This is a genomic window from Mesorhizobium sp. M0514 (genome assembly GCF_040321145.1).
Taxonomy (GTDB): Bacteria; Pseudomonadota; Alphaproteobacteria; order Rhizobiales; family Rhizobiaceae; genus Mesorhizobium.
Genome location: NZ_JAMYQZ010000054.1, coordinates 19,741 through 43,314, shown reverse-complemented (window position 1 = coordinate 43,314; position 23,574 = coordinate 19,741). Strand labels below are relative to the sequence as shown.

Here is a 23,574-nt window from a genome sequence, read left to right as displayed (position 1 = left end):
CCGCTTGGCGCTGCGGCGGACGCATAGGGGGAGAGAAGTGTCACCTATGTATCCGGTTCAAAGTGTTACCCATGTATCGGCTGGACAGGGCGCCAAGTCCTACTCGCTTACCGCTCTTCTCGTCGAAACGGCTTCAGCAGCGCCGACGGCGCAACCGCGTTGCGTGACATCACGGCCATCGCGACGATGGTGAAAATGAACGGCAGCATCAAGAACGTCTCATAGGGAATATGCCCGAGGCCGCTCGCCTGCATGCGCAATTGTAGCGCATCGACGAAGGCGAACAGCAGCGCCGCGCCCGCAGAGCGCCACGGGTCCCAGCGGCCGAACACGACCAGCGCGATCGCCACCCAGCCACGGCCCGACACGACACCAAAGGTGAAGGCGTTGAACTGTGCCATGGTGAGGAAGGCGCCCGCAAGCCCCATCAGCGCACCGCCGAGGATGACCGCCTGGAAGCGCGTGGCGATGACGCTGACCCCAGCGGAATCAGCGGCGCGCGGGTTCTCGCCGACCATCCGCACCGACAGCCCCCAAGGCGTGCGGTAGAGCACGAAAGCAGCGAGCGGGATGGCAATGATTGCCAAGTAGACCAGCGCAAACTGGTTGAAAACCGCTGACCCCAGAACCGGAATATCCGACAGCAGCGGGATCGGCACCGTCTGAAAACCCTTGATGCTGGGCGGCACCGATTGCTGGCCGAAGGTCAGACGGTAGAGGAAATAGGCAAGGCCGGACGAGAACAAAGTAACGCCGATGCCGCAGACATGCTGGCTGAGGCCGAGCGCCACGGTGAACAGCGCATGCAGCGCGCTCATCGCCATGCCGGTCAACACCGCGGCCAGCACGCCGAGCCACAGGCTGCCGCTGAGGCTGGCGGCGGTGAAGCCGGTCATCGCGCAGAGCAGCATGATGCCTTCGATACCGAGATTGAGCACGCCGGCCCGCTCGGAGAACATCTCGCCCAGCGTGGCAAATGCCAGCGGCGTGGCGATGCGGATAATGGCGGCGAGGAAGCCGACCTGAAAGATCTGTTCGAACACCGCGCTCATAAGGCGGCACCGACGCGGCGGATGCGATAGGCCGTGAACAGCAGCGCCACCAGCATGGCGAGCAGCGCCGTGCCCTGGATGACATCGCTGAGGAACGCCGGCACGCCGGTGGCGCGCGACATCGCTTCGGCGCCGGTCATCACGGCGGCCAGGAAGATCGCCGCCGGTACGACGCCGAGCGGATTGAGCCTGGCCAGCATGGCAACGACGATGCCGGAATAGCCATAGCCCGGCGAAATGTCGCTCATCACCTGGAAATGCACGCCGCCGACCTCGCCTACGCCGGCAAGCCCGGCCAGCGCGCCCGACAGCAGCGCCGTCGAAATCAGCACCCGCTCGACGTGGATGCCGCCATAGCGGGCGGCTTCCGGGCTTTCGCCGGTGACCCTGATCCGGAAGCCGAGCGTGGTGCGCACGATCAGGAACCAGATCAACGGTGCCGCGATCAACGCGGCGATGACACCCAGATGCAGCCTTGTGCCTTCGAGCAGCACCGGGAAATTCGCCGAATCCTCGATCGGCGGCGAGATCGGATAGCCGCTGAACGAGTCCTTCCACGGCCCCTCGATCAGCGCCATTAGCGCATAGTAGATGACCGAATTGAGCAGCAGCGAACTGACGACGTCATCGACTTTGAATTTCACTCGCAGGGTCGCCGGCACAAGCGCGACAGCGGCACCGGCAGCAGCGCCGGCCAGCGCCATCGACAGGATCGCCAGCGCGCCCGGCATTGGGATGGCGCCGACGAAGCAGCTGGCCACGGCGCCGGCCAGCAATTGGCCCTCGGCGCCGATGTTCCAGAATTTGGCCCGGAAGGCGACGGCCACAGCCAGCCCGGTGAAGATCATCGGGGCGGCGCGCACCAGCGTTTCGGTGATGGCATAGCTGTCGCCGAACGAGGCCGACAGCATCACGCCATAGGCCTCAAGCACGCCGGCGCCGGCCAGCGCGATGAGGCCGCTGCACAGGACCAGCGCTGCGCCGATGGCCAGCAGCGGCAAAGCGAGATTGAACCAGGCGGGGGTGGAACTGCGGGCTTCGAGGCGGAACATCAGCTATGCCCCTCCGCCGCCCAGACGGTCGCGCCGCCCTTCATCCGCCTGCCGGCACCTTCTCCCCGTATAGACACGAGGAGAAGGGATCCGGGCCCTATGCAACTCCCCTCTTGCAGCTGTGGTGATTGGCGAAACCATGGGTGAGAGCCCCTCTCCCCGTCTCTATACGGGGAGAGGATGCCGGCAGGCAGGTGAGGGGCAGCGCTGACGCTTAAAGTCAGCCAAAAGCGGGCAGTATTATTTGAGGTTTCTGCGAGGAACCGAGTGAGAAAGTCCATCTAGGCTCTGCCCTCCGCCCCGGTCATCAGCAGCCCAAGCCGCGCGATGGTCGCATCGGCGCTGTCCAGCGTGCCGGCGATGCGGCCCTCATACATCACCGCGATGCGGTCGCAGAGCACCAGCAGCTCTTCGAGATCCTCGCCGATGACGATGATCCCGCAGCCCTTGGCACGCATGTCGAGGAATTTTTCGTGGATGAAGCGGGCGGCACCGATGTCGAGGCCGCGCGTCGGCTGCGAGACGATCAGCACCTTCGGGTCGAAAGCCAGTTCGCGCGCCAGCAGCGCCTTCTGCAGATTGCCGCCCGACAGCGCGCCGGCGCGGGTCATCGGCCCGGGGCACCTAATGTCATAGGCCTTGATCTGTTCTTCGGCGAAGGCGCGGATCGCATCTGGCTTGAGCAGGCCCCGGCTGCTGAAAGCCGCAGTACCAATGCGCGGCAACACCATGGAATCGGCGAGCGGCAGATTGGTGACCAGCCCGGTCGTCATACGGTCTTCCGGGATGCGGCCAAGGCCGAGCGCCTGCACCTCGCGCGGCGAGAACCGCGTAACAGGTTTGCCGGCTATCGTCATCGCGCCGGCGTCGGGCGCGCGCGTGCCGGAAATCACCTCGGCCAGCGCCCGCTGGCCATTGCCGGAGACCCCGGCAATGCCGAGGATTTCGCCCGCGCGAACGGCAAGCGATACATCGCGCAGCGGCGTCCCCGAATGCCGTGAGGTGGAAATACCGTCGAGCGTCAGCACCGCCGCGCCTGGGGTCGAAGGTCCTCTTGCCGGCGGCACGATCTCATGGCCGCACATCAGCTGCGCCATTTCTGCCGATGTCGTGTTCGCCGGATCGTCGACACGGCCGGCGACGCGGCCGTGCCGCAATACGGTGCAGCGATGGGTGAGCGCCCGCACCTCGTTCAATTTATGCGAGATGAAGATGATGCCGAGCCCCTGCGCCGCCATCGAGCGCAGCGCCGAAAACAGCCCGTCGACCTCGCTCGGCGCCAACACCGCCGTCGGCTCGTCGAGGATCAACAGCCTGGCGCCGCGAAACAGCGCCTTGACGATTTCGAGCCGCTGCTGCTCGCCGACCGACAGCGCGGAGACAGGCAGGTTGGGGTCCAGCGTCAGCCCATACTGACGGCTGATGTCGGACAACCGGGCAAGTCCGCCGGCGCGGTCGATGCGGCCGGATTTGCCGGGAATGCCAATCAGAAGGTTTTCCAGGACCGTCAGCCTTGGCGCCAAATGAAAATGCTGGTGCACCATGCCGATGCCGGCGGCCAGCGCATCGGCCGAACTGGTGATCCGCACGGTCTTGCCCTGGATAAGAATTTCGCCGGCATCCGGCGCATAGGCGCCGAACAGCACATTCATCAGCGTCGTCTTGCCGGCGCCGTTTTCGCCCAGCAGGCCGAGGATCTCACCTGGGGCGACGCTTAGATCGACAGCCTCATTCGCCTTGACGGCGCCGAAGCTCTTGGTGATGCCGCGCATTTCGATGAGAGGGGCGGACAAGGATGCTCCTGCGGAGATACCCCTCCCCCTCGAGGGGAGGGTGCCGAGCGAAGCGAGGCGGGTGGGGTCACCTCAACTGCCTCAACCTATGACTTAGCAGGATGGAGCACTTCGCGGAGGACCCCACCCGGCCCTACGGGCCACCCTCCCCTCAAGGGGGAGGGGTACGCCGAGCTAATCCGAAACCGGCGTGTTCTCGTCGACATCCACCCGGAAATTGCCTTCCAGGATCTCGGCCTTCTTCTTCTCGACCAGATCCTTCACATCCGCCGGCAGCGTCTTGTCGAACTTATGGTAGGGCGCCAGGAACGACCCGCCCTTGGCCATGCGCGAGAAATCGCCATAGTCCTGCGCGGTGAAGACACCGGCCTTGACCAGCTTGATCGCCTGCTCGACCGTCGGATACATGTCCCAGACCGGCCCGGTTATGACCGTGTCGGGGCCGAGGCTCGACTGGTCGGACATGTTGGAGATGGCGAGGATCTTCTTGTCCACCGCCGCCTCGATGACGCCGAAGCGCTCCGCATAGATGACATCGACGCCGGCATCGATCTGGGCGACCGCCGCTTCCTTGGCCTTGGGCGGATCGAAGAACGAGCCAATGAAGGCGACCTTCTTCTTGATGTTGGGATTGACCTCCTTGGCGCCGGCAAAGAAGGCGTTGACCAGCCGGTTCACTTCCGGAATGCCCATGGCCGCCACCGCGCCGATCGTGCCCGACTTCGACATCTTGCCGGCGATCATGCCGGAGAGATAGGCCGGCTCGTGGATCCAGTTGTCGAAGACGCCGAAATTGGGCTCGGCCGGGCCGGCGCCCGAGCCGAACAGCCATGCCGTCTTCGGGAACTGCTTTGCCGTGCGGCGCGATTCACGCTCGGCGGCGAAGGCGTCGCCCAGCACCAGCTGATACCCGCCTTGCGCATATTCGCGCATGACGCGGCTGAAATCGGCGGTCTGCACCTTTTCCGACCATTTGTATTCGATGCCGAGTTCCTTCTCGGCCTTCTGCAGGGCGACGTGAATCTGGTTGTCCCACGGCTCCTCGATCGGCGTGGCGAAGATCGCCGCCACCTTCAGCTTCTTGTCCTTGGCGAAGGCTGCACCCGGCAGCATGGCTGCGGCCAGGCCAAGTGCGCCGAGTTCCAGCACGTCGCGCCGCGACAGGCCGGTCGATTGCGATTTGTTTTTCCGGTTTTCCATCTAGTGCCCCTCTGTTTGACAGCCGTGTCGAGCCGACTGTTCCGAAATCAGACGCGGAACTATGGAACGGGTGCGGACTTTTGTCCACATGGTCAAATTTGGCGGGACTGCTGCCGGGCTCACGCCTTTTAGCGCAGCGCTTTCTCGCCGCCGGCTACGGTGATGACGCCGACGATGATCAGCCCGGTCAGCAACAGCCGAACGCCGGCGCTGACGCCGAACGTGTTGAGCATGGTCAGAAGCAGCACCAGGAACAGCGCCGCGCCCCAGACACCGGGAACATTGGCCTTGCCACCGGCGACCGAGGTGCCGCCGATGACGACGACGGCGATCGAGGCCAGCAGGTACTCGTTGCCGATATCGACATTGGCGCCGCGGAAATAGCCGGCGAGCAGCGCCCCGTCCATGCCGCCGAGCGCGCCCGACAGCGTGTAAGTGAGGAAGCGGGTGCGGCCGACATTGACGCCGGCAAGCCACGCGGCGCGGATGTTCTGGCCGATCGCCAGCACCGAGCGGCCATAGATCATGCGCTGCAAGGCGATGGCCGCACCGATGGTGAACAATACGGTAAGGATCGCCAGTACTGGAATGCCCAGGATTTGCCAGTTGGCAAAATCGGCAAAGCCGGGCGGCGGCTTGATCTGCAGGCCACGCCCATAGCTGATGTCGATCGACTGGATGATGAAGCTGGCCGACAGAGTGGCGATGATCGGCGGGATCCTCAGCGCCCAGATCAGGAGATAGTTGACGGCGCCGATGGCAGCGCCGCAGGCGAGCGCGGCGAGCAGCCCGACCACGATCATGGAATCGCTGCCGCCCATGACCTTCATGGCGACGGCACTGGCGAGCCCGATATTGGCCGGTAGCGACAGGTCGACATTGCCTGGCCCGAGCGTGATGACGAACATTTGGCCGACGCCGACGATGACGGTGAACACGGCAAGCGAAAGTGCCGCCGTGATCATGCCGCCGCCGCCATAACCGCCGGTGAAAGCGATGGTCGCCAGCCAGACGAACATCGCGCCGATGAACGACCATATCCAGGGTTTGGCGACAAGCGATTTCACAAATGTCATCGCTACCTCTCCCTGCGGCTGATCAGGACGCGGGCCGCCAGCACGATGATCAGGATGGCGCCGTTGGCCGCGACCTGCCAATCCGGCGGGATGTGCATGAAGGTGAGCAGAGGCGATGCCGCCAGCGCCAGTGTCAGCGCGCCGAGCACGGCCCCTATGGGCGATACCCGGCCGCCGACGAACTCGCCGCCGCCGAGGATGACGCCGGCGATCGCCAGCAGCGTGTAGCCATTGCCGATATTGGCGTCGGCCGAGGTGGTGATGCCGATCAGCGCCATGCCGGACAGAACGCCGAACAGGCCGGTCAGCGCAAACAGCACGATCTTGGTTCGAAGCAGCGACCAGCCAGCGCGCCTGAGCGCCGCCGGATTGCCGCCGGATCCCCGCAGGATGACGCCATAGGAGGTGCGCATCAGCCCAAAATGCACCACCGCTGCGATCGCCAGCGCGGCGATGATAGGGAACGGAATGAAGGGCGGCTTGAAGGCCATCAGCGACAAGAGCCAGTCCGGCGCCTTGCCACCGGGCTTGGGCAGCACCAGAATGGCAAGCCCCTGCCAGACGAAGCTCATGCCCAGCGTCACCACGATCGACGGCAGATTGCGCAGATGGATCAATGCGCCCAGCAGTGCATAGACCCCGATGGCGCCGAGCAGGATGACCACGCCGAGCAGCGGCGCGTCCTTCAGCCAGGTCGCGGTGACGCAGCCGACAAAGCCGACAAAAGTGCCGATCGACAGATCGAGCTCATTGCCGGCGATGACGAACATCTGGGCGATCGTCGCCAGCGCGATCGGAATAGCGAGGTTCAACATCAGGCTGAAGCCGAAATAGCTGATGGCGCGTGGGTTGAGCCAGGCGATGGCGATAACCACCAGCGCCAGCGACAGCGCCGGCAACAGGCTGCGCAGCAGGCGCGCGCGGGCCGCGCTGCTGCGCGGCGAGGACGTAGAGCCGGGAGCGACTGCCGTCATCTCAGGCCGCGTCGCCGAATGAGGACTGGATGATCTTTTCCTCCGTCAGCTCGTCGCGCGTGAGATTGGCGACGATGCGGCCGTTCTTGAAGACATGGATGTGGTCGCAATTGTCGAGCTCTTCGGTCTCGGTGGTGTACCAGAGGAAGGTCCGGCCCTTGGCCGCCTCTTCGCGCACGAGATCGTAGACCTCAAGCTTGGTGCCGATGTCCACGCCGCGCATCGGATCGTCCATCAGCACGATCTGCGCATCGGAGCCGAGAGCGCGGGCAAACAGCGCTTTCTGCTGGTTGCCGCCGGACAACGAGAAGATGTTGTTGGTCATGTCGGGCGTGCGGATGCCGATCTTCTGCTTCCAAAACTCAGCAAGCTCGGCCTCGCGCTGCGGCGAGATCAGCAGCCCTTTGCGCAGCCGCGCCAGTGAGCGGATGCCGATGTTTTCGGCAATAGACCATTGCGGGAAAATGCCGTCCGATTGGCGGTCTCCGGCCACCAGCGCCACCGGGGCGGTCACCTCGATATCAAGCCTTCTACGCGTCGCGGCGGCAAAGATCGCCAGCAACAGGTCGGTCTGGCCATGGCCGGCAAGCCCGGCAAGCCCGATGATCTCGCCGGCGCGGGCGACAAGCTCCTTGCCGTCCTGCTGCCGCTCGGGCCGCGCCCGCACCCTGACCGGGCCACCCGCCGGCCTGGCGGCGATCTCCGCCGCGATCTTCTCGCGCGCTTCCGAGCCACCCATGGTGGCCACCAGCCGGTCGCGGTCGAACGCTTTTGCAACGTCCGTGGCGACCACCTTGCCGTCGCGCATCACCACGATGCGGTCGGCATTTTGCAGCACCTCGCCCAGCACATGCGAGATCAGGATGCAGCTGCCCCCGGTGGCTACGAAACGGCGCACGAAGGCAAGCAGCTGGCCCGCAGTATGCGCGTCCAGCGAAGAGGTCGGCTCGTCGAGAATGACCAGGTCGAGCGGATCGCGCGTCACCGTGAAGGCGCGCGCCACCTCGACCATCTGCCGCCGGCCGATGGAGAGATCGCCGGCAATGTCGTCCGCCGAGATGCCGTGATCCGGAAAGATTTCGTCCAGCTTGGCGGCAATGAGAGCAGCCGCCTTGCGTCGCCAGCCGAAGCCGGTGAGCGCCGGATGGTTGATGCGCGTATTCTCCGCGATACTGAGGTTAGGGCAGAGCGACAGTTCCTGGAACACGCAGCGTATGCCGAGTTTCAGCGCGCGCGCCACCGAGTAGTCGGTTTCGGCATTGCCACGCACCGCGATCTCACCGCCATCGGGCTGCAGTGTACCGGCCACCATATGCATCAGCGTCGACTTGCCGGCGCCGTTGTGGCCGACCAGCCCGACGCATTCGCCTGATGCGACATGAAAATCGACGCCGTTAAGCGCCCGAACGGCGCCGAAATGTTTTTCGGCGCCGCCCAGTCTGATGATGTCCGTATTGGCCTCAGGCATGCTCAACGATATCCGGTCGGTCATGCCGCTGGCAATGAATGCAATGCATCACTTGATATTGGCTTTGATCGCCGCGATTGCGTCTTGCTGGCTGTATTCGTGGGTGGCGACGCCGCCCTCCTTGATTTTCGGCAGCTCGGTCTCGAAATTGTCCTGGGTAAAGGCGAGATACGGCACCAAAAGGTCATGCGGAATGTCCGTGCGGCCGTCGAGCACCTGCTGCGCCACCCAGAAGGCCAGCGACGACACGCCGGGCGCGATCGAGGCTGACCAGGTCTGGTAGCCATCCTTGTCCTTCTGCTCCTTCCACCATTTCAGCTCGTCCTGGCGGTTGCCCATGATGATCGTCGGACGCGGCTTGCCTGCGGCGGCAAAGGCTTGTGCCGCGCCATAACCGTCACCGCCCTGGTCGACGATGCCGACGATGTCGGGCAACGAAGGCAGGATCGTCGCGACCGCCTTCTGCGCCGTCGTCTGGTCCCAGTCGCCGGTCACCGAACCGACGATCTTGAACTCGGGATGGGCGGCGACGCCTTCGAGGATGCCGGCATGGATGGCATCGTCGATCGAGGTGCCGGCAAGGCCGCGGATTTCCAGCAAATTGCCGCCCTTGGGCTGGAATTTGGCCATCTGCTCGACTTCCTGCTTGCCCATGTCCTTGAAGTCGACGACGACGCGGTAGGCGCAAGGTTCGGTGACCGTCCCGTCGAAGGAGACGACGACGATGCCGGCATCGCAGGCCTGCTTGATGGCGCCGTTCAGCGCATCCGGCGAGGCGGCGTTGATGACGATGGCGTCATAGCCCTGCAGGATCAGGTTCTGCACCTGGGCAGCCTGCGTCGGCACTTCCTTGTCGGCGGTGGTGAAGATGTCGGCGGCGCCGACGATCTTATCCTCCACCGCCTTCTTCGTGACGATGCCGTAGCTGTCGAGCATCGCCTGACGCCACGAATTGCCGGCGTAATTGTTGGAGAAGGCGATCTTCTTGCCGCTGGTGTCGGCAAGCGCCGTGCCCGAGGCGAGCATCGCCGCCAGAGCGCTCAGTACGAGCAGTTTCTTCATGTCATAATCCTCCCATGGATTGTCGGCCCCGCCGACTGTTGCTGATGGTTTTGGCGTTGGCTGCCTGTTTTTTATCTATTGTCAGACAAATGCAGATGAGCTCGCTTGTCAACTGCGATCGATCACGCTTGGACGATCAACTTCAGGTGCGGCGGTTGAAAAGCCTTCGCGTGCTGGTCTAGGGAAGGGTCCAGGAGACCATGCATGGCAGCGATGCCGCCGACCCTTCCCCCCAGTGCACCCAAAAGAATGGGCGCCCCCGGAATTCCGGCGCGCTGGACGTCAAGCGCCAAGAGCGGCGTAGGTGCCGCGCTTTCGCCGGCGAGCCGCGTCTGGTTCACGCTCAGCCATGGCATCGTCAACGAGGTCTATTATCCCGGCCTCGACAGCGCCTGCACGCGCGACATGGGACTGCTGGTCACCGGTCCCGGCGGCTGGTTCTCCGAGGAGAAGCGTGACGCCACGCATGCCATCGAGCCGTTCGAGGACGGCGTGCCCGCCTACCGGCTGATCAACGCGACGGCGCGTTACCAGATCGAAAAGCGCATCCTGGCGGATCCGGCGCGCCCGGCCTTGCTGCAGGAAACCAGCTTCACGGCACTCGAGGGCGTGGCCACGGACTACCGCGTCTACGCCCTGCTGGCGCCGCATCTGGTCAATGCCGGCATGGGCAACACCGCCTGGACCGACGAGCACAAGGGGAGGCCGATGCTGTTCGCGTCCGGGCGCGGCACCTGCCTGGCGCTTGCATCCTCGCTGCCCTGGGGTGATTGCTCGGCCGGCTATGCAGGCTTTTCCGACGGCTGGCAGCAACTCAGCCGCGCCGGCCGGCTCGATCCGGCCTGCCAAAGGGCGGAGGACGGCAATGTCGCGCTGACCGGCGAGATCGGCTTTTCCTTACGCAACAGCAAAGCCTTGCTTGCGCTTGGGTTTGGGGCAACGCCGGATGAAGCGGCCGAAAACGCCGCCGCCAGCCTGAAACGCGGGTTTGAGCCGGCGGCAAAGGTCTATGTCGCGAAATGGCGGAAATGGCAGGCAGGCCTGACGGCGCTCGACCACCATGATGCATCCGGCCTCAACACCTACCGCGTCAGCACAGCGGTGCTGGCGACACACCTGTCGCTGGCGAGGCCCGGTGCGGCCGTCGCCAGCCTGTCGATCCCCTGGGGGTTCAGCAAGGGCGACGACGACCTTGGCGGATATCATCTGGTCTGGCCGCGCGACCTCGTCGAAACTGCGGGCGGCTTCCTCGCCGCCGGCGATCCGGCGCAGGCGCTTGAGATCCTCGCCTATCTCCGTTCCATCCAGCAGCCGGACGGCCACTGGCCACAAAATGTGTGGCTCGACGGCTCGCTCTATTGGCCGGGCATCCAGATGGACGAATGCGCCTTCCCGCTGCTGCTTGCCGATGCGCTGCACCGCGCCGGCCACCTGCCGCGCGCCAAGCTCGCCGCCTTCATGCCGATGGTCGAGAAGGCAGCGTCCTATATCGTGCGCAATGGCCCCGTCACCGGGCAGGACCGCTGGGAAGAGGACGCGGGCTACAGCCCATTCACGCTCGCCGTCGAAATATCGGCACTGCTTGGCGCCGCCGATCTGTTCGACGTCAACGGCAAACCCGAGCCGGCTAACTATTTGCGCGAGGTCGCAGATTGCTGGAACGACCAGATCGAGCGCTGGACCTATGTCAGCGGCACACCGGAGTGCCACGAGGCTGGCGTCGACGGCTACTACATCCGCATCGCGCCGGCCGACGCTTCAGGCGCCGCATCGCCGAAGGACGGCTTCGTACCGATCAAGAACCGTCCGCCGGGCGATACCGACAAGCCGGCCGAAGCGATTGTCAGCCCGGACGCGCTGGCGCTGGTCCGCTTCGGCCTCAGGGCCGCGGACGATCCGCGCATCGTCGGCACGGTCAAGATCATCGACGCGCAACTGCGCTGCGACCTGCCGCAAGGGCCTCTATGGTACCGCTACACCAGCGACGGTTATGGCGAACACGCCGACGGCGCCCCCTTCGACGGCAACGGCCAGGGCCGACCCTGGCCGTTGCTGGCCGGCGAACGCGCCCACTACGAGCTGGCCGCCGGCCGCAAGGACAAGGCGGCAAGCCTGCTCGACACATTCGAGGCTTCGGCTGGGGTGGGCGGTCTGCTGCCGGAACAGGTCTGGGACGGCGCCGACATACCGGAGCGCGAATTGTGGCTGGGCAGGCCGTCGGGCAGCGCCATGCCGCTGGTCTGGGCGCATTCGGAACACATCAAGCTGTTGCGCTCGCTCCGCGACGGCGCCGTCTTCGACATGCCGCCGCAAGGCGTCAAGCGCTATGTCAGGGACAAGACCGGCTCGCCGCTGAGGATATGGCGCTTCAACAACAGGCTGCGCACCATGGAAGCCGGCAAGACGCTGCGGGTTGAACTGCTGCAGCCGGCACTGATCCGCTGGAGCGGCGACCAGTGGCAGACCAGCCATGAAATCAACACGTCCGTGAATGTCTTTGGCGTCCATCTGGCGGATCTGCCGGTGGCCGATATTCCGCGAGGTAATACGATCGTCTTCACTTTTTTCTGGCCCGACGGCGACCGTTGGGAGAATGTCGACTTCACCGTCGGCATTGAGAACTAACTCGCCAGCAATTTTCTTTCCTCAAGCGACTAGGACAAGACCATGCAGATCGGAATGATGGGACTAGGCAGGATGGGCGCCAACATGGTGCGCCGCCTGATGCGCGACGGCCATGAATGCGTCGTCTACGACATCAACCCGGCAAGCGTTGCCGGCCTGGTTGCCGATGGCGCCATCGGCGCCGCATCGATGGAGGAGTTCGTCGGCAAGCTTTCCAAGCCGCGCAGCGCCTGGCTGATGCTGCCAGCGGCGATCACCGGCAAGATCGCCGACCAGGTGGCGGCGCTGATGGAACCCGGCGACATCATCATCGACGGCGGCAATTCCTATTATCACGACGCGGTCGACCAGGCGGCCGAACTCGCGGCCAAGGGCCTGCACTATGTCGATGTCGGCACCAGCGGCGGCGTCTGGGGCTTGGAGCGCGGCTACTGCCTGATGATCGGCGGCCCCGATACGGCGGTCAAACACCTCGATCCGATCTTCGCCACGCTGGCGCCCGGCGCCGATGCTGGCGCCACGCCCGACAAGGCGGGCGGGACCGCACCCTTTGGCTACCTGCATTGCGGACCGAGCGGCGCCGGCCATTTCGTCAAGATGATCCACAACGGCATCGAATATGGCGTCATGGCCGCCTACGCCGAAGGCATGAACATCCTGAAATCGGCCAATGCCGGCAAAAGACAGCGCACTGCCGACGCCGAGACCAGCCCTTTGGAAAACCCGCAATACTATCAGTTCGACATCGACCTGCCGCAGGTGGCCGAGGTCTGGCGCCATGGCAGTGTGATCGGCTCCTGGCTGCTCGACCTCACCGCCGGCGCTCTGAAGAGCGACCCGGCATTGGCCCAGTTCGGCGGCCGCGTCTCCGATTCCGGTGAAGGCCGCTGGACGCTGAAGGCGGCGATCGACACCGGCGTGCCGGCGCCGGTTCTGTCCTCGGCTTTGTTCGACCGCTTCTCCTCGCAGGGCGAATCCGAATTCGCCGACAAGCTGCTGTCGGCCATGCGCTATGCCTTTGGCGGCCATGTCGAAAAGCCGAAGGCCGGCAAGTGAAGGCCGCAGGGGAGACGCGCAAGATGAGCCCGGAACGGTCCGACACGCTGGTGCTCTTCGGAGCAACCGGCGACCTTGCCCACAAGAAGATATTTCCGGCCCTCTACCAGATGGTAGCCAAGGGGACGCTGACCGAGCCGGTGATCGGGGTCGCCTTCGATGCCTGGGACATCAACCAATTGAAGGCGCGGGCCCGCGACGGCATCGTCAACGCTGTCGGCAAGATCGACGAAAAGATCTTCGCCAAATTCGCCAGTCTGCTGCGCTATGTCAGCGGCGACTACCGCGACGGCGCGACCTTCGAGAAGCTGAAGACGGCGCTCGGCTCGGCGCAGCGGCCGCTGCACTATATGGCGGTGCCGCCGACCATGTTCGAGACCGTTGTCCAGGGGCTGGAGCAATCTGGTACCGCGCATGGCGCGCGGCTGATGGTGGAAAAGCCGTTCGGCCACGATCTGCAATCGGCGCGCTGGCTGAACCGCGTGCTGCATCTGGTGTTCGAAGAGCAGTCGATCTTCCGCATCGACCACTATCTCGGCAAGGAGGCGATCCAGAACCTGCTCTATTTCCGCTTTGCCAATTCCTTTCTCGAGCCAATCTGGAACCGCAACTTCGTCGAAAGCGTACAGATCACCATGGCCGAGGACTTCGGCGTCGAAGGCCGTGGCAAATTCTATGACGATGTCGGCGCTATCCGCGATGTGATCGAGAACCATCTGCTCAACATCCTTTTGCTGCTCGCCATGGAACCGCCGGTCGGCCGCTCGGCCGACGATCTGATCGACGAGAAGGTGCAGGTGCTGCGCGCCATCCGCACGCTGACCAAGGACGACGTCGTGCGCGGCCAGTTCACAGGCTACCTCGCTGAACCCGGCGTGAAGCCGAACTCGCCGGTCGAAACCTTTGCCGCGGTGCGCTTCATGGTCGACACCTGGCGCTGGCAGGACGTGCCCTTCTTCATCCGCACCGGCAAGAACATGCCGGTGCATGTGACCGAAGTGATCGTGCGGCTGAAGCGGCCGCCGCTGGACGTCTTCGATCCGATCAAGCCCAGCGACGCCAATTACGTGCGCTTCCGCATCGACCCGCAGGTGGCGATCTCGATCGGCGCGCAACGCAAGGCACCCGGCGACGACATGGTCGGCGAGCAGGTCGAGCTCACCGCGCTGGACGATTCGAAGGGCGACATGCCGCCCTATGAGCGGCTGATCGGCGATGCCATGAACGGCAATGGCCAATTGTTCACCCGCCAGGATGCCAGCGAGCTTGCCTGGCGCATTGTCGGCCCGGTGCTCGGCGACACCACGCCGCCGCATATGTATGAGCCGAAGACCTGGGGGCCTGCCGACGCCATGGCCAGCTTCGGGCCGCCCAACGGCTGGATCAATCCGAGTTGAGCAATTCCAGGAAAAGTGCGAGCGGTCTTTCCGTCCGAAATTGGGTAAAAACAAAGAGTTGGAGCATTCCCCCGTTTCCCTGAAACGCGGGAATGCGCCAAGTGAGCGGAGGAAACGACATGGCCAAGGCAGCCAGGCCCGCGAAGGCCAAGGCCGAACCGATCGTGCTGACGATCGATGTCGGCGGCTCGCATGTGAAAATCCTCACCAGCGCAGGCGGCGAGATGCGCCGCGCCGATTCCGGACCGGACCTGACGCCGCAGCAGATGGTCGCCACGGTGAAGACGCTGGCCGAAGGGCTGGCCTATGACCTGATCTCGATGGGCTATCCCGGCCCGGTCAGGCACAACAGGCCTTCGCTCGATCCCGCCAATCTCGGCAAGGGCTGGGACGGCTACGATTTTGCTGCCGCCTTCGGAAAGCCGGTCAAGGTCGTCAACGACGCGCTGCTGCAGGCGATCGGCAGCTACGATGGCGGGCGCATGCTGTTCCTCGGCCTCGGCACCGGCCTGGGCGCGGCGATGATCCTCAACAATGTCGGCCAGCCGATGGAACTGGCGCATCTGCCGTACCGCAAGGGCGGCAGTTTCGAAGATTATGTCGGCGAGCGCGGCCTGGAGAAATACGGCAAGAAGAAATGGCGCAAATACGTTTTCGACGTCGTCGGGCGGCTGCGTGCGGCGCTGCAGCCGGATTATGTCGTCATCGGCGGCGGCAATGTCGACAGACTGGATGAATTGCCCGCCACATCCAGGCGCGGCGACAATACGCGCGCTTTCGAGGGCGGTTTTCGACTATGGCGCGACAAGGCGCTCATCGTCTGATAGTATTAAAATTCAGTATAGTTGTTCAAAATGACGTGTGGCGCGATACGAAGTCATTGCGTTACGCAGATTTGGCGATTAGATCGGTGGCACCGGATGGAATCATCTGGCGCAACCGCACATATGCGGCAAGACAAATGACTAGAGCGGATTTCCGGCTCCGCTGGGACCACTCTGGGAGTTTCCGCCACCCCCCTAGCGACGGAGAGATAAATTGGCCGACGACAGCAACGACTCTGACAAGGACATCGACCTGCTCGAGCTTACCGCCCATATCGTGTCCGCTTACGTCGAGAAGAACCGCTTGCCCGTTGCCGGCCTGAGCGATCTCATCGCCAGCGTTGCGGCGTCGATCGGCGGGCTCAGCCAGCCGCCGGCCCCAGTGGCGGCGCCGCAGATCCCGGCCGTCAATCCCAAGCGGTCGGTGACGCCGGACTACATCATCTGCCTCGAGGACGGCAAAAAATTCAAATCGCTGAAGCGCCATCTCGGCGTCCATTTCAACCTGACGCCGGAAGCCTATCGTACCAAATGGGGCCTGCCGGCCGACTATCCGATGGTTGCCCCCAACTACGCGGCGTCGCGCTCCGAGCTGGCCAAGGCGATCGGCCTCGGCCGCAAGGCCGCAGTGGCGCCGCCAGCCAAAGCCAAGGGTCGGAAGGCCAAAGTCCCGGCCTGAGTGGGCTCAGCGCCTCGGCGCTGAGCCAATCGTTTGGACGACTGGAACTGAAGCCTGCCAGCGAATGAGCCTTGGCAGGCTTCGTGCTTTTGTACACCACAGAGATTGCTTTGGGGGAGCAGCGATGAACTACGCCAGAATGGTGATCGAGAAAGAGGCGCCGGAGGAATACGGCTACGATCGCATCCGCTTCAATCTCTCCGAAAGCTCGATCGCCGATCAGAAACTCTCCGACGTCGGCCTGTCGCTGCCGGATCTCACGCTGTTCTACGGCGAGCATCGCGGCGACAAGGAGTTGCGGGCGCTGATCGCAGCGCAAGACAAAGGCATCTCCGCTGACGATGTTCTGGTGACCGCCGGTGCGGCGGGCGCGCTCTTCATCATCTCGACCTCGCTTCTGTCGGAGCGCGACCACCTTGTCGTCGTCCGGCCGAACTACGCCACCAACATCGAGACCCCCAAGGCGATCGGCTGCGCCATCTCCTATGTCGATCTCGATTTCGACGCAGGCTTTGCCATCGATTTCGGCCGCGTCGCCGCCAGCATGCAACCGAACACCAAGCTGATCAGCGTCACCTGCCCGCACAACCCGACCGGCACCATGATGGGCCGGGCCGATCTCGACGCGCTGATTGCGCTGGCCGAAGCGAGCGGCTGCCATCTGCTGGTCGACGAGACCTATCGCGACCTCTCCTATGGACAGCGCCTGCCGGCGGCGGCTTCTCTCAGCCCCAAGGCGATCAGCGTCTCGTCGCTGTCGAAAGCCTTCGGCATTCCCGGCATCCGCATTGGCTGGCTGATCACCAGCGATGCCGAACTGCAGGAGCGCTTCCTCGCCGCCAAGGAGCAGATCGGCATTTGCGGCAGCGTCATCGACGAAGGCATTGCGCGCGGCATGCTGGGGCGCCGCGACACTTTCTTGGCCGCGCTGCTGCCCGAGATGGCGAAACGCCGCGACATCGTGCAAGACTGGATCGACCGCGAGCCGCTGGTCGACTGGGTGCGGCCACAAGGCGGCGTCGTCGGATTTCCAAGGCTCAATGTCAGTCCAGACTTCGACCTCGACCGTTTCTACGTCAATCTCTTGGAAAACCACGGCACCTATGTCGGTCCCGGCCACTGGTTCGATATGCCCAAGCGCTTCTTCCGCGTCGGTTTCGGCTGGCCGAAAGAGGCGGAATTACAGGGCGGCCTCGACGCCATCACCGCCGCGCTGAGGCAGTAACGTCCGCGTGCAATCGGGCGAGCGGCTGGAAAACCGCTTGATCCAGGCCCGATTTTCACGCATACGCGCTCCGAACTTTGATAAGTTTCATTGGCCGGAACAGCGCCCATTTCCGGGAAGTGCCCCGCCGGCCAATGCAAGCAACGGGGCCTGTATCCATGACATCCCATTCCCATACACCGCCTGACCGGCGTTACGCCGCCTTCCGCCATCGCTCCTTCCTGAGCTATTGGGCGGCGCGTTTCCTGACCACCTTCGCCACCATGATCGTGTCCGTCGCCGTCGGCTGGCAGATCTATGATCTGACGCGCGATCCCTTCGATCTCGGCATTGTCGGCATCGTCCAGTTCCTGCCGTCGCTGCTGCTGGTGCTGGTCACCGGCGTTGTCGCCGACCGTTTCGGCCGCCGCCTGATCATGGCGCTGGCGACGGTAGTCGAGGCAGGTTGTGCGCTTGTCCTGTTGTACTTCACGCTGCGCGGTCTCGTCAGCCCGCTGCCGATCTTCATCGTGCTGGCTATGTTCGGCCTGGCGCGCGCTTTTTATGGGCCGGCCTCGTCGTCGCTGTTCGCCAACCTTGTTCCGCCGGAAGATTTCGGCAATGCGATCGCCTGGAACTCGTCCGCCTGGCAAACTGCGACCATTGTCGGCCCGGTCGCCGGCGGCCTGCTCTATGGCGTCTCGGCCGAAGCCGCTTACGCCGTTGCCTCCGTGCTGATGCTGGTGGCCGGTCTGCTGATCTTCACCATTCCGAAACCGGCCCAGCAGAGCGCCACCGACAAGCCGACCATGGAAACGCTGTTTGCCGGCTTCCGCTATATCTGGAGCGAGAAGATCGTCCTGGGCGCCATCTCGCTCGACCTCTTCGCCGTGCTTCTGTCCGGTGCCTCGGCGCTGCTGCCGGTCTATGCCCGCGATATTCTGGAACTCGGCCCGTGGGGCCTCGGCCTGCTGCGCTCGGCGCCCGGCATCGGCGCCATCTGTGTCGCGGTCTGGCTTGCCGGGCATCCGCTGCGCGACAGTGCCGGCAAGATCATGCTCGGCTTCGTCGCCGGGTTCGGCGCCTTCACCGTGCTGTTCGGCGTCTCGACCATCACCTGGCTGTCGATCCTGGCCCTTGCCGGCCTCGGCGCCACCGATATGTTCAGCGTCTATATCCGGGAGACGCTGATCCAGCTGTGGACACCCGACGAGGTTCGCGGCCGCGTCAACGCCGTCAACCAGGTCTTCGTCGGCGCCTCCAACGAAGTCGGCGAGTTCCGCGCCGGCACCATGGCGGCGCTGATCGGCACCGTGCCGGCGGTGGTGATCGGCGGCGTCGGTGCGATTGCCGTCGCCGGACTGTGGGCGGTGCTGTTTCCGCAACTGCGAAGGGTGCGGCATCTCAACAGCCGCAACTGATCGAGTAAGCCGCAGGATCCGGCGCTCGGTCCAAATCAGCTTGCGCCGATGACGGCTGAGATGGGCCGGAAGCGGATGGGCCGGTTCTGGGCGAACTAGCCAGATGGCGGGGCAGCCACAGGGTGGACATTTCAACCCATATGGAAAATGATCATGTTGCCATGCACAATACTGCAGTGCTCTGGTCTCGACGAGAAACCTTAAATATAGAAGAGAACCACCCGACCTCCGGGTCCAGCGAGCGGGGACGCAAATGGACACTTCAGGGAATCGGCAATCGCATCGCGACGCAAGCGGGCGACCCAGCCGATCGGCCGGCTGGCTGGCCCGCGCCGCCGTCACAGTGGCATTCCTGCTCGGTATGGCTTTCAGCAGCAACGCGTTTGCGCAGGACCAGCAACTGCCCGTGGTGACGGCGGCCAAGCCGGTGGTGCGTGAAATCGTCGAAGACGACGAGTTCGTCGGGCGCTTCGAATCCGTCGACGAGGTCGCCATCCGTTCGCGCGTCAGCGGCTATCTGGACAAGATCAGCTTCCAGGACGGCGCACTGGTCAACAAGGGCGACCTGCTCTTCACCATCGACCAGCGTCCGTACCAGGCGGCCTACGATGCCGCCAAGTCGCAAGTAGACGTCGCCAAGTCTCTGCTCGAATTCTCCAAGATGCAGCTGGATCGCGCCGATGAGCTCGCCAAGACCGGCAATATCTCGGCCGCGACGGTCGACGACCGCCGGCGGGAATACCTTTCGGCGCAGGCGCAGATGCAGGGCGCGACGGCGGCGCTGACGACGGCCAACCTGAACCTGGAGTTCACCGAGATCAAGGCGCCCTTGTCCGGCCGCATCGACCGCCGGCTGGTGTCGGTCGGCAACCTCGTGCAGCCGGATTCCACCTTGCTGACGACCATCGTCACGCGCGATCCGATCGACTTCTATTTCGACGTCGATGAGCGCCTGTATTTCAGCTACGCCCGCGACGCGAAGGAGCGCGGCGGCAGCATGCAGGAAGGCGCCGGCGGGCTCGAGGTGGTGGTTCGCGTCGCCGACCGCGCGGAGGCGGTATTCAAGGGCAAGCTCGATTTTGCCGAGAACCGGATCGACAACGCGACCGGCACCATGCGGGTGCGTGCAAGGTTTGCCAACGCCGACGGCGTTCTCCAGCCAGGCATGTTCGGGCGCATCAACGTGCCGGGGTCGCTGCCGCATAGCGGCGTTCTGGTGCCCGACGAGGCGGTCGGCGCCGATCAGGATCGCCGCATCGTGTACCTGGTGGATGAGGCTGGGATGGTGTCGGCGAAGCCCGTGCGCACCGGCCCGCTTCTCGACGGCTACCGGGTGATCCGCGCGGGCCTGACCGGCGACGAGACGATCATCGTCAACGGGCTGATGCACGCCAGGCCCGGCACCAAGGTGAAGGTCGAGATGGTGACGTTGCCGCCCAAGGTCGAGACCGCCGGGTTGCAGCAATGAGGTTCGCCCATTTCTTCGTCGACCGTCCGATCTTCGCATCGGTGGTTTCGATCGTCCTGCTGATCCTCGGCGGGATTGCCTATACCCAGCTGCCGATCGCGCAATATCCCGAGATCGCGCCGCCGACCATCGTCGTTCGCGCCCAGTACCCGGGCGCCGACGCCGAGACGGTCGCAGCGACGGTGGCAACGCCGATCGAGCAGGAGATCAACGGCGTCGAGGGCATGCTTTACATGTCGTCCTATTCGTCCGGCGACGGAGCGATGGCGCTGACCATCACCTTCAAGCTGGGCACCGATCTCGACCAGGCGCAGGTGCTGGTACAGAACCGCGTCTCGGTCGCCGAGCCGCGCCTGCCCGAAGAAGTCCGCCGCCTCGGCATCACCACCATCAAGAGCTCGCCCGACCTGATGATGGTCGTGCACATGCTGTCGCCCGACAATACCTACGACCAGCTCTACGTCTCGAACTACGCCCGCTCGCGGGTGCGCGACATATTGCTCAGGTTGGACGGCGTTGGCGACCTCATCATCTTTGGCGAACGCGAATATTCGCTGCGCATCTGGCTCGATCCGGAAAAACTGTCCGCCCTGGGGATGACCTCGGGCGATGTGGTGCAGGCGCTGCGCGACCAGAACGTCCAGGTGTCGGGCGGCTCCATCGGCGCGCCGCCGACCAATACCGGCACGGCGTTCCAGTACACGGTCACCACGCAAGGCCGCTTCAACGACGCACGCGACTTCCGATACGTGATCGTCAAATCGGCCGAAGACGGCCGCCTGATCCAGCTACAGGACGTGGCGCGCATCGAGCTCGGCGCCAAGGATTACGTCACCAACTCCTATCTCAACGGCAAACCGGCGGTGGCGCTCGCCATCTTCCAGCGGCCAGGCACCAATGCGCTCGCCGCAGCCGCGGAGATCCAGGACAAGATGAAGGAGCTTTCCCAGGACTTCCCGAAGGGATTGAGCTACGACATCGTCTACAATCCGACCGAGTTCGTCGCCGAGTCGATCCAGGAGGTCTACAAGACGATCCTCGAGGCGATGGTGCTGGTTATCATCGTCATCATCGTCTTCCTGCAATCGTGGCGCATGGCGATCGTGCCGATCGTGGCGATCCCAGTGTCGCTGATCGGCACGCTGGCGGTGCTTTACGCCGCCGGCTTCTCGCTCAACATGCTGACGCTGTTCGGCCTCGTTCTGGCCATCGGCATCGTCGTCGACGATGCGATCGTCGTTGTCGAGAACGTAGAGCGCAATATCGCCAGGGGGCTGGCGCCCAATCCGGCGTCGCATCTGACCATGGACGAAGTCGGCACGGCGGTCATCGCGATCTCGCTGGTGCTGATAGCCGTGTTCGTACCGACAGCCTTCATCCCCGGCATTTCCGGACAGTTCTACCTGCAGTTTGCGATCACCATCGCGGTGTCGACGGCGATCTCGGCATTCAATTCGCTGACGCTCTCGCCGGCGCTGGCCGCGCTGCTGTTCAAGCCGCACCACACTGCTGCGGCGCCGCCGCGCTTTTTCCTGGCGCGGTTCGGACGGGCGCTCGCCGACGGCTTCAATCGCGGCTTCGACAAGGTCGCCCATTGGTATTCGAGCATCGTGCGCGTGCTGGTCGGCTCGCGGGTAGCGATCGCCGCCACGCTGGCCGTTTTCGCGGCCCTCATCTACGCCACGGTCTATATGGTGCAGACGGTGCCGCGCGGTTTCATTCCGTCGCTCGACCAGGGCTATGCGATCGTCGTCGTCCAGTTGCCGGACGGCGCCTCGCTATCGCGGACCGATGCGGTCATCCAGCAGGCGTCGCAGATCATCCAGAAAACGCCGGGCGTCGACTACGCGGTCGCCTTCGCCGGCTTCTCCGGCGCCACCTTTACCAATGCCAGCAACGCGGGCGTGATCTTCGCCAGGTTCAAGCCGTTTGACGAGCGACTGGAAGCCGGCCAGTCGGCGACCCAGGTCATCGGCAATCTGTTCGGCAGCCTGCAAAGCATCAAGGAAGCCTTCATTATCGCACTGCCGCCGCCGCCGATCCGCGGCGTCGGCAATGCCGGCGGCTTCAAGCTGCAGATCCAAGAGCGCAACAGCGCCGACATGCGGCAGATTCTGGCGCTTGCCTATGAAATTGCCGGCAAGGCCAACAAGACGGCGGGGCTGACCGGCGTGTTCACCACTTTCTCCGCGTCCAGCCCGCAATTCTTCCTGGCGATCGATCGCGACAAGGCGCGCATCCTGAACGTGCCGATCCCCAACATCTTCGAGACGCTGTCGATCAATCTGGGCACCGCCTACGTCAACGACTTCAACGCTTTCGGGCGCGTCTACCAGGTGCGCGCGCAGGCCGACCAGGCGTTCCGCCTCGATCGCGCCGACATCTTGAAACTGAAGGTGCGCTCGGCGACCGGCGCGCTGGTTCCGCTGGGCACGTTGATCGAGATCCGCGACGTCACCGGCCCGGCGCTGGTCCAGCGCTACAACATGTACGTCTCGGTGCCGCTGCAGGGCAACGCCGCGCCCGGCGTTTCCACCGGCGATGCGCTTGCCAAGATGGAAGCGATCACGGCACAGACGTTGCCGGCCGGTACCTCCTATGAATGGACCGAACTCGCCTATCAGGAGCGTAACACCGGCAATGCCGCAGTCTATATCTTCGGACTGTCGGTGCTGTTCGTGTTCCTGGCGCTGGCGGCGCAATATGAAAGCTGGGTGCTGCCGTTCGCCATCGTGCTGGTGGTGCCGCTCGGCGTGCTGGCGGCGTTGCTCGGCGTGTCGTTCCGAGGGCTGGACAACAACATCCTCGTGCAGATCGGCCTCATCGTGCTGATCGGGCTTGCCGCCAAGAACGCGATCCTGATCGTCGAGTTCGCGCGGCAGGCCCAGGAACGCGGCCTGTCGGCGGCCGAGGCTGCCGTCGAAGCCTGCCGGCTCAGGCTGCGGCCGATCCTGATGACCGCCTTCTCGTTCATCCTCGGCGTCGTGCCGCTGATGATCGCGACGGGCCCGGGCGCGGAAATGCGCCAGTCGCTCGGCACCGCGGTGTTCTCCGGCATGCTGGGCGTCACTTTCGTCGGCCTGTTCCTGACGCCGGTGTTCTACGTCACGCTAAGGTCGCTGTTCTCACGGCGCAAGCCGCATGCCGAGGCCGAGTCTTCGGCACCGGCAGAGGTGCCGTCCGAGACGGCCGCCGAGTAGTGTTACACGGGCAGTTCGTGGCG

At 64.3% G+C, this 23,574-nt stretch carries 17 protein-coding genes; 9 read left to right on the top strand and 8 right to left on the bottom strand.

All coding sequences use genetic code 11. The features are described 5' to 3' along the window. Positions 1-107 precede the first annotated feature (107 nt). The 8 genes from NKI61_RS21190 to NKI61_RS21155 form a co-directional block, all read right to left on the bottom strand. On the bottom strand, positions 108-1,052 hold the full coding sequence (locus NKI61_RS21190; RefSeq protein WP_023694455.1) for an ABC transporter permease: 945 nt from the start codon (positions 1,050-1,052) through the stop codon (positions 108-110). Further along, a complete protein-coding gene (locus NKI61_RS21185; RefSeq protein ID WP_023683937.1) occupies positions 1,049-2,104 on the bottom strand; it encodes an ABC transporter permease in 1,056 nt (351 codons plus the stop codon). The genes NKI61_RS21190 and NKI61_RS21185 overlap by 4 nt, the downstream gene beginning before the upstream one ends. 281 nt (positions 2,105-2,385) lie before the next feature. Continuing rightward, entirely contained in the window at positions 2,386-3,897 is a 1,512-nt protein-coding gene (locus NKI61_RS21180; protein ID WP_023807701.1) for an ABC transporter ATP-binding protein, read from the bottom strand. A gap of 174 nt (positions 3,898-4,071) precedes the next feature. Next, the gene (locus NKI61_RS21175; RefSeq protein ID WP_023670460.1) at positions 4,072-5,097 is read right to left on the bottom strand and encodes a BMP family protein; all 1,026 of its coding nucleotides are present in this window, start codon (positions 5,095-5,097) and stop codon (positions 4,072-4,074) included. Between the two features lie 128 nt (positions 5,098-5,225). Continuing rightward, entirely contained in the window at positions 5,226-6,173 is a 948-nt protein-coding gene (locus tag NKI61_RS21170; RefSeq protein WP_352840652.1) for an ABC transporter permease, read from the bottom strand. Between the two features lie 2 nt (positions 6,174-6,175). Next, positions 6,176-7,147: an ABC transporter permease gene (locus NKI61_RS21165; protein ID WP_352840650.1), complete on the bottom strand. Its 972-nt coding sequence runs from the start codon at positions 7,145-7,147 to the stop codon at positions 6,176-6,178. Position 7,148: 1 nt separating this feature from the next. Beyond that, a complete protein-coding gene (locus NKI61_RS21160; RefSeq protein WP_352840648.1) occupies positions 7,149-8,615 on the bottom strand; it encodes a sugar ABC transporter ATP-binding protein in 1,467 nt (488 codons plus the stop codon). A 48-nt stretch (positions 8,616-8,663) separates the two neighbouring features. After that, positions 8,664-9,677, bottom strand: coding sequence for an ABC transporter substrate-binding protein (locus NKI61_RS21155; RefSeq protein WP_023736805.1), 1,014 nt, complete (start codon positions 9,675-9,677; stop codon positions 8,664-8,666). 204 nt (positions 9,678-9,881) lie between these two features. Between NKI61_RS21155 and NKI61_RS21150 the strand changes: the two genes are divergently transcribed. The 9 genes from NKI61_RS21150 (at position 9,882) to NKI61_RS21110 (ending at position 23,551) form a co-directional block, all read left to right on the top strand. Next, positions 9,882-12,302 carry a glucan 1,4-alpha-glucosidase gene (locus NKI61_RS21150; RefSeq protein ID WP_502899910.1) on the top strand — a complete coding sequence of 807 codons (2,421 nt, stop codon included), beginning with the start codon at positions 9,882-9,884 and terminating at the stop codon, positions 12,300-12,302. A gap of 42 nt (positions 12,303-12,344) precedes the next feature. After that, positions 12,345-13,358, top strand: coding sequence for a phosphogluconate dehydrogenase (NAD(+)-dependent, decarboxylating) (gnd, locus tag NKI61_RS21145; RefSeq protein WP_023694463.1), 1,014 nt, complete (start codon positions 12,345-12,347; stop codon positions 13,356-13,358). Positions 13,359-13,381: 23 nt separating this feature from the next. Next, the gene (zwf, locus tag NKI61_RS21140; RefSeq protein ID WP_352840646.1) at positions 13,382-14,755 is read left to right on the top strand and encodes a glucose-6-phosphate dehydrogenase; all 1,374 of its coding nucleotides are present in this window, start codon (positions 13,382-13,384) and stop codon (positions 14,753-14,755) included. A gap of 119 nt (positions 14,756-14,874) precedes the next feature. Next, positions 14,875-15,579, top strand: a complete 705-nt coding sequence (locus tag NKI61_RS21135; protein WP_023670469.1) for an ROK family protein — start codon at positions 14,875-14,877, stop codon at positions 15,577-15,579. Between the two features lie 214 nt (positions 15,580-15,793). Beyond that, the gene (locus NKI61_RS21130) at positions 15,794-16,258 is read left to right on the top strand and encodes a Ros/MucR family transcriptional regulator (protein WP_352840644.1); all 465 of its coding nucleotides are present in this window, start codon (positions 15,794-15,796) and stop codon (positions 16,256-16,258) included. Positions 16,259-16,382: 124 nt separating this feature from the next. Further along, entirely contained in the window at positions 16,383-17,483 is a 1,101-nt protein-coding gene (locus NKI61_RS21125; RefSeq protein ID WP_352840642.1) for a pyridoxal phosphate-dependent aminotransferase, read from the top strand. A 158-nt stretch (positions 17,484-17,641) separates the two neighbouring features. Further along, the gene (locus NKI61_RS21120; RefSeq protein WP_023670472.1) at positions 17,642-18,883 is read left to right on the top strand and encodes an MFS transporter; all 1,242 of its coding nucleotides are present in this window, start codon (positions 17,642-17,644) and stop codon (positions 18,881-18,883) included. Between the two features lie 361 nt (positions 18,884-19,244). Then, a complete protein-coding gene (locus NKI61_RS21115; RefSeq protein WP_352840654.1) occupies positions 19,245-20,351 on the top strand; it encodes an efflux RND transporter periplasmic adaptor subunit in 1,107 nt (368 codons plus the stop codon). Beyond that, positions 20,348-23,551: an efflux RND transporter permease subunit gene (locus NKI61_RS21110; protein ID WP_352840641.1), complete on the top strand. Its 3,204-nt coding sequence runs from the start codon at positions 20,348-20,350 to the stop codon at positions 23,549-23,551. The genes NKI61_RS21115 and NKI61_RS21110 overlap by 4 nt, the downstream gene beginning before the upstream one ends. Positions 23,552-23,574: the final 23 nt, after the last annotated feature.

Bases quoted from the DNA above. Each gene is read 5' to 3' on its own strand.
- NKI61_RS21115 (WP_352840654.1), top strand. From the start codon at position 19,245: ATGGCTTTCAGCAGCAACGCGTTTGCGCAGGACCAGCAACTGCCCGTG.
- zwf (WP_352840646.1), top strand. From the start codon at position 13,382: ATGAGCCCGGAACGGTCCGACACGCTGGTGCTCTTCGGAGCAACCGGC.
- NKI61_RS21190 (WP_023694455.1), bottom strand. From the start codon at position 1,052: ATGAGCGCGGTGTTCGAACAGATCTTTCAGGTCGGCTTCCTCGCCGCC.
- NKI61_RS21150 (WP_502899910.1), top strand. From the start codon at position 9,882: ATGGCAGCGATGCCGCCGACCCTTCCCCCCAGTGCACCCAAAAGAATG.
- NKI61_RS21135 (WP_023670469.1), top strand. From the start codon at position 14,875: ATGGCCAAGGCAGCCAGGCCCGCGAAGGCCAAGGCCGAACCGATCGTG.
- NKI61_RS21170 (WP_352840652.1), bottom strand. From the start codon at position 6,173: ATGACATTTGTGAAATCGCTTGTCGCCAAACCCTGGATATGGTCGTTC.
- NKI61_RS21185 (WP_023683937.1), bottom strand. From the start codon at position 2,104: ATGTTCCGCCTCGAAGCCCGCAGTTCCACCCCCGCCTGGTTCAATCTC.
- NKI61_RS21155 (WP_023736805.1), bottom strand. From the start codon at position 9,677: ATGAAGAAACTGCTCGTACTGAGCGCTCTGGCGGCGATGCTCGCCTCG.
- NKI61_RS21120 (WP_023670472.1), top strand. From the start codon at position 17,642: ATGACATCCCATTCCCATACACCGCCTGACCGGCGTTACGCCGCCTTC.
- NKI61_RS21165 (WP_352840650.1), bottom strand. From the start codon at position 7,147: ATGACGGCAGTCGCTCCCGGCTCTACGTCCTCGCCGCGCAGCAGCGCG.
- NKI61_RS21110 (WP_352840641.1), top strand. From the start codon at position 20,348: ATGAGGTTCGCCCATTTCTTCGTCGACCGTCCGATCTTCGCATCGGTG.
- NKI61_RS21125 (WP_352840642.1), top strand. From the start codon at position 16,383: ATGAACTACGCCAGAATGGTGATCGAGAAAGAGGCGCCGGAGGAATAC.
- NKI61_RS21175 (WP_023670460.1), bottom strand. From the start codon at position 5,097: ATGGAAAACCGGAAAAACAAATCGCAATCGACCGGCCTGTCGCGGCGC.
- gnd (WP_023694463.1), top strand. From the start codon at position 12,345: ATGCAGATCGGAATGATGGGACTAGGCAGGATGGGCGCCAACATGGTG.
- NKI61_RS21160 (WP_352840648.1), bottom strand. From the start codon at position 8,615: ATGCCTGAGGCCAATACGGACATCATCAGACTGGGCGGCGCCGAAAAA.